The 12,110-nt window shown below is 71.5% G+C and carries 12 protein-coding genes and 3 pseudogenes; 12 read left to right on the top strand and 3 right to left on the bottom strand.

Going from position 1 to position 12,110, the window contains the following annotated elements; genetic code table 11:
- Positions 1 to 214: 214 nt before the first annotated feature.
- The 10 genes and pseudogenes from CXR44_RS03910 (at position 215) to era (ending at position 7,306) form a co-directional block, all read left to right on the top strand.
- On the top strand, positions 215 to 559 hold the full coding sequence (locus CXR44_RS03910) for a histidine triad nucleotide-binding protein (protein WP_101783406.1): 345 nt from the start codon (positions 215 to 217) through the stop codon (positions 557 to 559).
- Between the two features lie 220 nt (positions 560 to 779).
- Positions 780 to 1,406: pseudogene (locus tag CXR44_RS40595) on the top strand (PhoH family protein); the annotation flags it as partial.
- Positions 1,392 to 2,216: pseudogene (locus CXR44_RS41920) on the top strand (LAGLIDADG family homing endonuclease); the annotation flags it as partial. The pseudogenes CXR44_RS40595 and CXR44_RS41920, both read left to right, overlap by 15 nt.
- A gap of 264 nt (positions 2,217 to 2,480) precedes the next feature.
- A pseudogene (locus CXR44_RS40585) lies at positions 2,481 to 2,822 on the top strand (PhoH family protein); the annotation flags it as partial.
- Positions 2,819 to 3,289: an rRNA maturation RNase YbeY gene (ybeY, locus tag CXR44_RS03900; RefSeq protein WP_101783404.1), complete on the top strand. Its 471-nt coding sequence runs from the start codon at positions 2,819 to 2,821 to the stop codon at positions 3,287 to 3,289. The pseudogene CXR44_RS40585 and the gene ybeY, both read left to right, overlap by 4 nt.
- A gap of 2 nt (positions 3,290 to 3,291) precedes the next feature.
- Positions 3,292 to 4,587, top strand: a complete 1,296-nt coding sequence (locus tag CXR44_RS03895) for a hemolysin family protein (protein ID WP_245898806.1) — start codon at positions 3,292 to 3,294, stop codon at positions 4,585 to 4,587.
- A 319-nt stretch (positions 4,588 to 4,906) separates the two neighbouring features.
- On the top strand, positions 4,907 to 5,572 hold the full coding sequence (locus CXR44_RS03890; protein ID WP_144069847.1) for a hypothetical protein: 666 nt from the start codon (positions 4,907 to 4,909) through the stop codon (positions 5,570 to 5,572).
- Positions 5,573 to 5,582: 10 nt separating this feature from the next.
- Complete coding sequence (locus CXR44_RS03885; RefSeq protein ID WP_101783531.1) at positions 5,583 to 5,900, top strand: cytidine/deoxycytidylate deaminase family protein; 318 nt, start codon at positions 5,583 to 5,585, stop codon at positions 5,898 to 5,900.
- A 9-nt stretch (positions 5,901 to 5,909) separates the two neighbouring features.
- The gene (locus CXR44_RS03880; RefSeq protein WP_245898835.1) at positions 5,910 to 6,380 is read left to right on the top strand and encodes an NUDIX domain-containing protein; all 471 of its coding nucleotides are present in this window, start codon (positions 5,910 to 5,912) and stop codon (positions 6,378 to 6,380) included.
- A gap of 17 nt (positions 6,381 to 6,397) precedes the next feature.
- The gene (era, locus tag CXR44_RS03875) at positions 6,398 to 7,306 is read left to right on the top strand and encodes a GTPase Era (protein WP_245898805.1); all 909 of its coding nucleotides are present in this window, start codon (positions 6,398 to 6,400) and stop codon (positions 7,304 to 7,306) included.
- Positions 7,307 to 7,501: 195 nt separating this feature from the next.
- Here the strand turns inward: era and CXR44_RS03870 are convergent, their stop codons facing one another.
- The 3 genes from CXR44_RS03870 to CXR44_RS03860 all read right to left on the bottom strand — a co-directional run bounded on the left by CXR44_RS03870 (position 7,502) and on the right by CXR44_RS03860 (position 9,186).
- A complete protein-coding gene (locus CXR44_RS03870) occupies positions 7,502 to 7,972 on the bottom strand; it encodes a hypothetical protein (protein WP_101783400.1) in 471 nt (156 codons plus the stop codon).
- Positions 7,973 to 8,130: 158 nt separating this feature from the next.
- The gene (locus CXR44_RS03865) at positions 8,131 to 8,859 is read right to left on the bottom strand and encodes a Mut7-C RNAse domain-containing protein (RefSeq protein WP_281260238.1); all 729 of its coding nucleotides are present in this window, start codon (positions 8,857 to 8,859) and stop codon (positions 8,131 to 8,133) included.
- An 81-nt stretch (positions 8,860 to 8,940) separates the two neighbouring features.
- Positions 8,941 to 9,186: a DUF2630 family protein gene (locus tag CXR44_RS03860; protein WP_101783399.1), complete on the bottom strand. Its 246-nt coding sequence runs from the start codon at positions 9,184 to 9,186 to the stop codon at positions 8,941 to 8,943.
- A gap of 38 nt (positions 9,187 to 9,224) precedes the next feature.
- Between CXR44_RS03860 and ddaH the strand changes: the two genes are divergently transcribed.
- Together ddaH and leuA are read left to right on the top strand one after the other, a co-directional pair.
- Entirely contained in the window at positions 9,225 to 9,968 is a 744-nt protein-coding gene (gene ddaH, locus CXR44_RS03855; RefSeq protein WP_101783398.1) for a dimethylargininase, read from the top strand.
- Positions 9,969 to 10,129: 161 nt separating this feature from the next.
- Positions 10,130 to 11,836, top strand: coding sequence for a 2-isopropylmalate synthase (gene leuA, locus CXR44_RS03850; protein ID WP_101783528.1), 1,707 nt, complete (start codon positions 10,130 to 10,132; stop codon positions 11,834 to 11,836).
- The last annotated feature ends 274 nt before the right edge of the window (positions 11,837 to 12,110 follow it).

Raw genomic sequence — 12,110 nt, 5'->3', positions numbered from 1 at the left:
GGTTTACGCTCTTGCGGTTCCTTAGGGGGCATTACCCAGTCGTGTCCTCGCCAGGTGGCCTACCCGGCCCTGAATGATGTCGACGTGCTGCAGTGTCGCTCACCACCCTAACCGCGAGGATCTTTCCGTGCACGACGCGGCCGGTCACCGATTCGCAACAGGGTGGGGGAAGTCGGAGCGTATCATCGGCGGCGCCCCTCGATAGGCTGCCCGTGTGACCGACTGCCTCTTCTGCAAGATCGTCGCCAAGGAGATCCCGGCCGAGGTCGTCCTCGAGACCGACAGGGCGCTGGCGTTCCGCGACATCAACCCGCAGGCCCCCACCCACGTGCTCGTCATCCCGAAGCAGCACCATGCCGACGCGGCCGCGCTCGCCGAGGCCGACGACGGGCTCGCCGACGACGTGCTGAAGGCCGCCCACGCGGTCGCCGTCCAGGAGGGCGTGGCCGAGGCCGGCTACCGGGTCGTCTTCAACACCGGGCCCGGCGCGGGGCAGACCGTCTTCCACGTGCACGCCCACGTCCTGGGCGGGCGCGGTCTGACCTGGCCGCCCGGCTGACCGGTCCTCCCGGAGGCCGCCGCCGGCCGAGGTGGCGGCCTGACCGATATTGGCGAGAAGCGCCGGCCCATGCCCGGCTACCATGGGCGGAGAAGCACATCCAGAAGAGACCGGGAGGCATCAGGCCGCTGGCCTGCCCATGTCCGAACTACACGAATCACGACGGTCCGCACCTCCGACGCGCACACAAGCCAAGGTGCTGATTCCGGACGAATACTCGATGGTCAGCCTCCTGGGCTCCCGCGACGAGCTGCTGCGCGTCATCGAGGGTGCCTTCAAGGCCGACATCCACGTGCGAGGCAACGAGATCACCGTCACCGGCAGCCCCGACGAGAGCGGCACCGTGGTGCGGCTCTTCGAGGAGCTGGTGGAAGTGCTCAACAACGGCGGCGAGCTCACGCCCGACGCGGTCGAGCGCAGCATCGCCATGCTGCGCATGACCTCCGACCGCCCCGCCGAGGTGCTCTCCCTCGACATCCTCTCCTCCCGTGGCCGCACGATCAGGCCGAAGACGGTCAACCAGAAGCGCTACGTCGACGCGATCGACCAGCACACGATCGTGTTCGGCATCGGCCCGGCCGGCACCGGCAAGACCTATCTGGCGATGGCCAAGGCCGTGCGCGCGCTGCAGGAGAAGCGGGTCAACCGGATCATCCTCACCCGGCCCGCCGTCGAGGCCGGCGAGCGGCTGGGCTTCCTGCCCGGCACGCTCTACGAGAAGATCGACCCCTACCTGCGCCCGCTGTACGACGCGCTGCACGACATGGTCGACCCCGACTCCATCCCCAAGCTGATGGCGGCGGGCACGATCGAGGTCGCGCCGCTCGCCTACATGCGCGGCCGCAGCCAACCGGTGGGCACCGGCGTCCTCACTCCGGACGGGTGGCGCCCCATCGGGGAGTTGGAAGTCGGTGACCTCGTCATCGGCTCCAACGGCGAGCCGACGCCCGTGATCGGGGTGTACCCGCAGGGGGAGCAGAAGATCTATCGGCTCTACAGCCAGGACGGCGCCTCGGTGCTCGCCTCGGAGGACCATCTTTGGACTGTCCGCACCCGTGACGACGGCGGTCGGGGAAAGCCGTGGCGGGTCCTGCAGACCAAGGAGATGATCGGCGACCTCAGGACAGCCCACTATCGCAAGTGGGAGCTCCCGTTGCTGAGCGCGCCGGTCTGCTTCCCAGAGCGCGACGTCCCCATGGACCCCTACGCGCTGGGCCTGCTCATAGGCGACGGGTGCGTCACCGGGAAGACCACTCCGAGTTTCGCGTCGAACGATCCGGAACTGGTCGAGGCCATCGAGCACGCCCTCCCCGGCGTGCGAGCAAGGCTGAAGGGTGGGCCGGACTACGTGCTCAACCGGGTGAGGCAGCCCGGAGACCGCGTGACGCTCGCCAATCCGATCACCGATGTCATGCGGCGGCTCGGGCTGGCCGGCTGTGGCTCTGCCACGAAGTTCGTGCCCGAGCTCTATCTCCGGAACACGCCGGAGGTCAGGCTCGCCGTTCTTCAGGGTCTGCTCGACGCTGACGGGGGTCCCGTCGCCCAGCAGGGGCGCTCGTGCAGGATCCAGTACACCACCGTGTCGCCACGGCTCCGTGACGACGTGGTCTTCCTGGTGCAGTCCCTCGGTGGCGTGGTCTACTGGCGCACCCGCCCGGCCAAGGGACGCAAGCCGGGAATGGCGAGCGGACGGCCGGTCCGCCACCGTCACGACGCGTACGTCCTCGACATCCGGCTTCCTGAGGGCGTCGAGCCCTTCCGGTTGTCGCGGAAGGCGGAGATCTACAGAGGGTTCGGCGGTGGCCGCCCCATGCGGTTCGTGGATCGCATCGAGCCGCGAGGCACTGCCGAGTGCGTGTGCATCCAGGTGGCGGCTGAGGACTCTCTCTACGTCACCGAGGACTTCCTCCTGACGCACAACACGCTGAACGACGCCTTCATCATCCTCGACGAGGCCCAGAACTCCTCGGCCGAGCAGATGAAGATGTTCCTGACGCGGCTCGGCTTCAACTCCAAGATCGTGGTGACGGGTGACGTCACGCAGGTCGACCTGCCCTCGGGCACGACCAGCGGCCTGCGCGTCGTGCAGGAGATCCTCGACGGCATCCCCGACATCCACTTCTCCCGGCTGACCAGCTCCGACGTGGTCCGCCACAAGCTCGTCAGCGAGATCGTCGACGCCTACGGGCGCTACGACGCCCAGCAGGCTCCGGCCGCCGCCGGCGCGGCCAAGCCGATCCAGCAGCGGAGCAGACGCCGATGAGCATCGAGATCAACAACGAGTCGGGCGTCCAGGTCGACGAGGAGAGCATCGTCCGCCTGGCCGGTCACGTCCTCGGCGAGATGGGCGTCAACCCGCTCGCCGAGATGTCGATCATGATCATCGACGAGAACGCCATGGCGGAGCTGCACGAGAAGTGGATGGGGGAGCCGGGCCCCACCGACGTGCTCGCCTTCCCCATGGACGAGTTGCGGCCCGGCGGCGGCGCCCGCGGCGACGGCGACGCCCCCGCCGACCCGGCGCTCCTCGGCGACGTGGTGCTCTGCCCGCAGGTGGCCGCCCGGCAGGCGGCCGAGGCGGGCCACAGCACGCGCGACGAGCTGGAGCTGCTGTGCACGCACGGCATCCTCCACCTCCTCGGCTACGACCACGCCGAGCCCGAGGAGCACAAGGAGATGTTCGGCCTGCAGGCCCGGCTCCTGGAGTCGTGGCAGGAGGTGCGCGGCTAGCGGTGGACGCCTGGTTGCCCCTGGCCATCACCCTCGTGGTGATCGGTGGCCTGATCGCCAGTGCGGAGACGGCACTGACGCGGATCTCCCGGGTGCGCGCGGAGGAGTTCGTCCGCGAGGGCCGGCGCGGAGCGCCGCGTCTGCAGGCCATCGTCACCGACCCGCCGCGCTACCTCAACCTCCTGCTGCTGCTCCGGCTGAGCTGCGAGCTGGTGGCGACGGTCATCGTGACGCTGCTGTCCATCGACCACCTGGGCGACCAGGGCTGGGCGTACGTGACGGCGGCCGTCATCATGATCCTCGTCAGCTACGTGATCGTCGGCGTCTCGCCGCGGACGCTCGGCCGCCAGCACGCCGAGCCCATCGCGCTGGCCGGCGCGCCCGTCGTCTACGGCCTGACCCGCATCTTCGGCCCGCTGCCCAAGCTGCTGATCCTGCTCGGCAACGCGCTGACCCCCGGAAAGGGCTTCCGCGAGGGCCCGTTCACCTCCGAGGCCGAGCTGCGCGACCTGGTCGACCTGGCCGAGGAGCGCCGGGTGATCGAGCCGGACGAGCGCGAGATGATCCACTCGGTGTTCGAGCTGGGTGACACGCTCGTGCGCGAGGTCATGGTGCCGCGCACCGACATGGTCTTCATCGAGCGCACCAAGACGCTCAGCCAGGCGCTGTCGCTGGCGCTGCGCAGCGGCTTCTCGCGCATCCCCGTCGTCGGCGAGAACGAGGACGACGTCATCGGCATCGCCTACCTGAAGGACATCATCCGCCGGGTGCACGAGGCGGGGCAGGACGGCGGCGGCGAACGCGTCGACTCCATCATGCGCACGGCCACGTACGTGCCCGAGAGCAAGCCCATCGACCAGTTGCTGCGCGAGATGCAGGCGCGGCAGATCCATCTGGCCATCGTCATCGACGAGTACGGCGGCACCGCCGGGCTGGTCACCATCGAGGACGTGCTGGAGGAGATCGTCGGCGAGATCACCGACGAGTACGACCAGGAGGCCCCGCGGGTCGAGCCCATGCCCGACGGCGGGCTGCGGGTGACCGCCCGGATGCCGGTCGACGAGCTGGGCGAGCTGTTCGACACCGAGATCGAGGTCGACGACGTCGAGACGGTCGGCGGCCTGCTGGCCCACGCCCTCGGCCGGGTGCCGATCGCCGGCTCGCAGGCCGAGGTCGCCGGTCTCCGGCTCACCGCCGAGAGCCTGGCCGGGCGGCGCAACCGCATCAGCACGGTGGTGGTCCGCCGGGTCGAGCCCGCGCCGCCCGACGTGGTGCCGGCCGCCGCGGAGCAGGACTGACCGGCCCCCTGGCGGGGCGGCAAGTGTTCTCCAAGCCGTCTGCAAGTGCCGTCCTCCAGTCTTGGTCGTGGCGCCCAGTGCGGAGGGCGCCGCAACGGGAGGCGCCCGATCCGCCGGATGGGGTTCGCGGCGGAGGGGCGCTTCCGGGGGGCGGCAACGTCACGGTCTGCTAGCCGATCGCGGCGTTGCTTGGCGTAAAAGGGTGTTCTCGTCCGGTAAGCCGGGCGAGAACACCCTTTTAGTGTTTGATCCTTTATTGGCAACTCTGGTGGATTGTCCACCTCGGTGCCCGGGGAGATCCGCGTTCGGGGGGAAAATCATGAAACGCGGACTGCGGATGCTCGGCTCGGTCGCCACCGGCGGCCTTCTGGCCGCGAGCCTGGCGGGCTGCGGCGGCGGAGCCCACGACCAGGCCCGCCCCGACGCCCGCGCGACTGCCCGGCTGCAGGAGGTCCTGAACGACCGGCCACGGCTGCCCGACGGCTTCTCACCCCGGGCGGAACGGCCCTGGCGGGCGCCGTTCACGCCACGGAACATCGACTGCCTGACCGTGCTGGAACCCGCCGCCGGACGGGCGCCCGAGCGGGCGCTGACCGCGCAGGCGGCGGTCAGCTACCGGGGCGACGAGCTGGGGGAGCAGGTGGCGGTGGGACTGGCCCGCTACGCCGGCTCGGAGGCCGAAGGCCACCTCGGCGACCTCGCCGAGGCCATGGCCGGCTGCCGGTCGATGCGCTCGCCGGGCGGCACCCGGCTCAGGGCCCGGCCGCTGCCCGCCCCGCTGCGCGCGGTGGGCGACGAGGTGGCCGACGAAGTGGTCGGCGCCGAGCTGCGCGGCCGGCTGAAGGGCTATCCGTACGCGATGGACGTGGTGCTGGTCCGCTCCGGCGACACCCTGGTGTCGCTCGTGCACAGCGGCCTGGCCGGAGTCGACGCCGAACGCACCGGGCAGCTCCTCGGCGCGGTGCTGCGGATGGCCAGCGCCTAACCTAGTGCCCGTGACTCTCGATCCTGAAGACAGCAAGCTCATCACCCTGGCCCGGGCCGCACGGGCCCGCAACGGCTCCGCCGAGGGCGCCGCCGTACGCGACGAGACCGGACGCACCTACTCCGCCACCGACGTCACGCTCACCTCGCTGACGCTGTCAGCCGTGCAGGTCGCCGTGGCGACGGCCGTCTCCAGCGGCGCGCGCTCCCTGGAGGCCGCCGCGCTGGTCAGCGAGGGCGACCCGAGCGCGGCCGACGAGGAGGTGACCCGCGAGCTGGGCGCCGGGGCGCTGCTCGTGGCCGGCCCCGACGGCACGCTCCGGAGCTGACCCGTGCCGATGTCCTCCTATCTCGCCGGGCTGCGCGCCAAGGTGGGCTCCGACCTGCTCATGCTGCCGTCGGTGTGCGGGTGCGTGTTCGACGCGGACGGGCGGCTGCTGGTGGCCCGGCACAGCGACGGGGGAGTGTGGGCGGCGCCCGGCGGCGCCCTCGACCCGGGCGAACGGCCCGAGGAGGCGGTGGTCAGGGAGCTGCGCGAGGAGATCGGCGTCGACGTCGCCGTACGCGGCCTGATCGGCGTCTACAGCGGGCCGGAGTTCCACGCCGTCTACACCAACGGCCACGAGTGCATCTACATGATCGCGGTGTACGGGTGCGTGCCCGCCTCGGGGTCGCCCGTCCCCGATGGCGACGAGATCACCGACGTCCGCTGGGTGACCGAGGCGGAGCTGCCCGAGCTGCGGATGACGCCGTGGTCGCCCCGGGTGCTGCCCGAGGTGTTCACCTGGTGGCGCGGGCGGCGGCCGTGATGAGCGACAATGCACAGGTGACTTCGCCAGACACCCATCGCGCCGGATTCGCCTGCTTCGTCGGGAGGCCGAACGTCGGCAAGTCGACCCTGATGAACGCCCTGGTCGGCACGAAGGTGGCGATCACCTCCTCCAAGCCGCAGACCACCCGGCGCGTCATCAGGGGCATCGTGCACCGGCCGGACGCCCAGATCGTCATCGTCGACACGCCGGGCCTGCACCGGCCCCGCACGCTGCTCGGGGAGCGGCTCGACAGCCTCGTGCTGTCCACGCTGACCGAGGTGGACGTGATCGGCTTCTGCGTGCCCGCCAACGAGCCGATCGGCAAGGGCGACCGCTTCATCGCCGACAAGCTCGCCGCGGTGAAGAAGACACCCGTCGTCGCGGTCGTCACCAAGTGCGACCTGGCGAGCAAGGAGCAGATCGCGGCGCAGCTGCTGGCCGTCTCGCAGATCGCCGAGTTCGCCGCGATCGTGCCGGTGTCGGCGGAGGCCGGCGACCAGCTCGACGTGCTGGCCGGCGTGCTGATCGAGCACCTGCCCGAGTCGCCGCCGCTGTACGAGGGTGGTCAGCTCACCGACGAGCCCGAGCAGGTGCTGGTGGGCGAGCTGATCAGGGAGGCGGCCCTGGAGGGGGTCCGCGACGAGCTGCCGCACTCGATCGCCGTCGTGGTGGACGAGATGCTGCCGCGCGAGGGACGCGACGACCTGCTCGACATCTACGCGCACATGTTCGTCGAACGTCCCTCGCAGAAGGCCATCGTGATCGGGCACAAGGGCGAGCGGCTGCGCGACGTCGGCACCAGGGCGCGCAAGCAGATCGAGGCCCTGCTCGGCACCCGGGTCTACCTCGACCTGCGGATCAGTGTCGCCAAGGACTGGCAGCGCGACCCCAAGCAGCTGCGCCGCCTCGGCTTCTACGACTGACCGCGCCCCGTCCACGCCGCTACGGGCGACGCTCGACGGCTGCGCGGCGGCGGTGTGCGGCGGCGGCGGTGGTGGACGGTGGTGGGCGGCGGGATGGTGAGCGGCGGCCGTGGTAGGCGACGGCGTGATCAGTGGCGGTGTGCGGCGGGGTGGTCAGCGGCGGGGGTGGTCAGTGGCGGCGTGCGGCGGGGGTGGTCAGCGGCTTCGGCCCAGCGTGAGGACCGCGCTGAGCACCACCGCGACGGCGGCCGCCAGCGCGGCGAACCAGCCGTAGCGGATCACCGGCTCCACCGACAGGACACCGCCCAGGTCGACCGAGAGCCGGTCGCCGGCGCCGCCCGGGTCGGTCACGAAGATCACCAGCAGCCCGGCCGCCAGCCCGCCCGGCAGCGCGGCAAGGGCGGCGATCCACGGGCGGGCCAGCAGCCCGGCCGTCCCGAGTGCCAGCGCGGCCAGCCCGGCGACCAGGATGAGGACGCCACGGCCGTCGTCCACCCCGCGCACCTCATGGGAGACACCCGCGCCGAGCAGGTCGCTGCGGGCCTCCAGGCCCGCCCACGGCAGGATCGCGCTGACCACCAGCAGCGCCCCGGCGGCGGCCACGGCCAGCGCGTAGGCCCGCCGTGTCCCGCGCCTGGCGGGGCCGCGCGTGTGAGAGTCGGCCACACGATCACCATAGGCGTGCTGCGCCGCCCCGGCCAGACCACCCGCACCCATCCGTCAGGTCAGGCCACCCGCACCTATCCGTCCCGGCCAGGCCACCCGCACCCATCCGTCCCGGCGGTGTCAGGCCACCAGGACGCTCAGGGGCCGGGGTGGCGCGGTCAGGCTCGCAGGCCGCCGGCCCACTCCCGGGCCGACCTGACGATCTCCTCCAGGTGGCCGCTGTGCGCCCCGTGCCAGTAGACCTGGCCGCAGTCGCGGCACTGGCCGTAGGCGTCGTAGCTGCGCCGCGTGCCCGCCTCCAGCAGCGGCGCCACCTCCCGCTTGGCGGCCGGGACCAGCTCCCCGTTGCACGCGGTGCACCGCGTCCACGGGCGCAGCTGCGGCGCGAACCGGTCGAGCAGGTCGCGGAGCTGGTCCTGCGGGCGCGAGCCGCGCACGTACGCGCCCAGCCACAGCGCCCGGCGGCGCAGCAGCCCCCGGTCCTGCGTCAGCAGCACCCGGCGCTCGGCGTTGGCCTGCTCGACCAGCTCCGGGTCGTCCATGTCGTTGTGGTAGGCGGCGTCGATGCCGAGCAGCCGCAGCCGCCGCGACAGCGTGCCCAGGTGCACGTCCAGCAGGAACCGCGGCTCGTGCGGCAACGGCTGCGGCCGGGGCACGGCCCCCACCTCGACGACGTCGCCGGGCGCGAGGTGGTAGGACGGCCCCACGCCGCGGCCGCCGACGGTCAGCGGCCCGACCTCCGGCAGCGGGATGCCGGCCGACTCGATGTGGTGCCCGAGCGTCGAGGAGCCGTCAGGGCTCACCCGCTGCCATTCCTGCCGGCGGCTCACCGGCAGGAACATCCTCAGCTCGGCGGCGATGCGAAGACGCGCGTCCCGTTCCGTCACGCTCCCATTCTGCGCGATCGCGGCCGCCGCGCCGCGCCGCCCGCGACGCCTCCTGCTCGCACCCCTCCACCCGAGGCACGTCTACTGCTCGTAATCCTCCACCTCGGAGGCGGGGCGGGCGGCGGCGTCGTCGGGGTTCTCGCCCACGCTGCGCCGGGCCCGCCGCTGGCGCAGCAGGTCCCAGCACTGGTCGAGCGCCTCCTCCAGCTCCTTGACCCGCTCGTTCTCCTCCTCGGAGGTGACCTCGCCGGCCGACAGCCTGCCGCGCAGCTCGTGCTCCTCGGCGACGAGGGCGCTGATCCTGCTGAGTATCTCGTTGTCCCGCATGCCGGAGACTCTACTGAGCACGTGATAGAACACGCGCTATGTCTGGTATTGCGCTGGTAAGGAAGCCTGGGCCCCGGATCGCCGACGGGCTCGTCACGTACGTGCGCCGTGACCCGGTCGATCCCGAGCTGGCGCTGCGTCAGCACGAGGCGTACGTGTCCGCGCTCGACGCGGCAGGCTGGCGGCCGGTGTACGCGGACCCGGCCGACGACCTGCCCGACGCGCCGTTCGTCGAGGACACGGTCGTGGTGTGCGGCCGGCTGGCCGTACTGACCAGGCCGGGAGCGCCGGAACGGCGGCCCGAGGTGGCCTCGGTGGAACGGGTCGTGCGGGAGCTCGGCCTGACTTCGGTGCGCATCGCCGAGCCGGGCACGCTCGACGGCGGGGACGTGCTGCAGACGGGCGCCACCGTGTACGTGGGACGCTCGTCGCGGACCAACGACGAGGGCATCGCCCAGCTCGCCGCGCTGCTGCCCGAACGGGAGGTCGTCCCCGTCGGCCTCGACGGGGTGCTGCACCTGAAATCCGCGGTCACAGCCCTGCCCGACGGCACGTTCATCGGCGACCCGTCCCGGGTGGACCTGCCCGGTCTGCTGGCGCCCACCGAGGAGGCCGGGGCGCACGTCGTGCCGCTCGGCGGCGACCGCGTGCTGATGGCGGCCTCCGCCCCCGCGACCGCCGCGATGCTCCGCGAGCGCGGGCTCGACGTGGTCGCGGTGGACATCTCGGAGTTCGAGAAGCTGGAAGGCTGCGTCACCTGCCTGTCGGTTCTCATCATGTGAGATCGGGAACGGGGCACGGCGAGACGTCTGGTAACGTGCAAGCATGCTGCGCGGACTCCTTCTTAGCCGCCGCGGCGGGGGCCTGTAAGGCCGGCTCCCTCGCCGCGGGGCGAGTCATGCGCGTCGGCCGCTTTCCTTCGACCGACGAGGAGTCGCAGATCATGACCGCACAGCAGCCCAGTTCGATGCCCGTCCATCGTTACCAGCCGTTCGAGCCCATCCGGCTGACCGACCGCACCTGGCCCGACCAGGTCATCACCAAGGCGCCGCGCTGGTGCGCCGTGGACCTGCGTGACGGCAACCAGGCGCTGATCGACCCGATGGACTCCCACCGCAAGCTGCAGATGTTCGACCTGCTGGTGCGGATGGGCTTCAAGGAGATCGAGGTCGGCTTCCCGGCGGCCAGCCAGACCGACTTCGACTTCGTCCGTCAGATCATCGAAGAGGACCGCATCCCCGGCGACGTGGTCATCCAGGTGCTGACCCAGGCGCGGCCCGAGCTGATCGAGCGCACCTTCGAGTCGCTGGCGGGCGCGAAGCAGGCCATCGTCCACCTCTACAACTCCACCTCCACCCTGCAGCGGCGCGTCGTGTTCGGCCAGGACAGGGAGGGCGTCACGGCGATCGCCGTCGAGGGCGCGAAGCTGGTCAAGAAGCTCGCCGACGCCACCGATGTGGACATCCGCTTCCAGTACTCCCCGGAGTCGTTCACCGGCACCGAGCTGGAGTACGCCGTCGAGGTGTGCGACGCCGTCAACGAGGTGTGGCAGCCCACCCCCGACCGCAAGGTCATCATCAACCTGCCGGCCACCGTCGAGATGGCCACGCCCAACGTCTACGCCGACCAGATCGAGTGGATGCACCGCAACCTGCGGCACCGCGACTCGATCATCCTGTCGCTGCACCCGCACAACGACCGGGGCAGCGCCGTGGCGGCCGCCGAGCTGGGCTACATGGCGGGAGCCGACCGCATCGAGGGCTGTCTGTTCGGCAACGGCGAGCGCACCGGCAACGTCTGCCTGGTCACCCTGGGCATGAACCTGTTCTCCCAGGGCGTCGACCCCGAGCTCGACCTCAGCGACATCGACGAGATCCGCCGCGTCACCGAATACTGCAACCAGCTGCCCGTGCACCCGCGCCACCCGTGGGGCGGCGAGCTGGTCTACACCGCCTTCTCCGGCTCCCACCAGGACGCCATCAAGAAGGGCTTCGAGCACATGGAGCGCGACGCCGCCGAGGCGGGCGTGCCGGTGGACGACTTCCGCTGGGCGGTGCCCTACCTGCCCATCGACCCCAAGGACATCGGCCGCAGCTACGAGGCCGTCATCCGGGTCAACAGCCAGTCGGGCAAGGGCGGTGTCGCCTACATCATGAAGGCCGACCACCAGCTCGACCTGCCGCGCCGGCTGCAGATCGAGTTCTCCAAGGTCGTCCAGGCCCGCACCGACGCCGAGGGCGGCGAGATCAGCCCGGCGCAGATGTTCGAGATCTTCCGTGACGAGTACCTCCCCAACCCGGCCAACCGCTGGGGCCGCCTGGGCCTCATGGCGCACCGCCACGAGTCCGCGGCCGACGACCAGGACCGCATCAGCGCCGACGTCCGCGTCGACGGCGAGATCCGCGAGATCGCCGGCACCGGCAACGGCCCGATCTCCGCGTTCATCGACGCGATCTCCCGGCTCGGGTTCCAGGTCCGCGTGCTCGACTACGTGGAGCACGCCCTGAGCACGGGCACCGACGCCCGCGCCGCCTCCTACCTGGAGTGCGAGATCGACGGGCGGGTCCTGTGGGGTGTCGGCGTCGACGCCAACACCACGACGGCCTCGCTCAAGGCCGTCATCTCAGCGGTCAACCGCGCCTCCCGCTGACCGCCCGGCCGCTGACCGCCCGGCCGCTCGCCGCCCCGGCACGACCTGCCGGGCTCCGGCCACCCGGCATGACCTGAGGCTCCGGCCACCCGGCATGACCTGAGGCTCCGGCCACCCGGCATGACCTGAGGTTCCGGCCACCCGGCATGACCTGAGGTTCCGGCCACCCGGCACGATCTGCCGGGCTCCGGCCGCCCGGCACGCGCCCACCAGACCCGCACGCCACCACCCGACCGCGCCTCGCGACCCCGCGACGGCGCGGTCGAGTCGTTTC

The organism is Nonomuraea indica, from assembly GCF_002850745.1.
Classification (GTDB): domain Bacteria; phylum Actinomycetota; class Actinomycetes; order Streptosporangiales; family Streptosporangiaceae; genus Nonomuraea; species Nonomuraea indica.
Note: the sequence above shows the minus strand (reverse complement) of the source record. Positions and strands in the feature narration are given on the sequence as shown.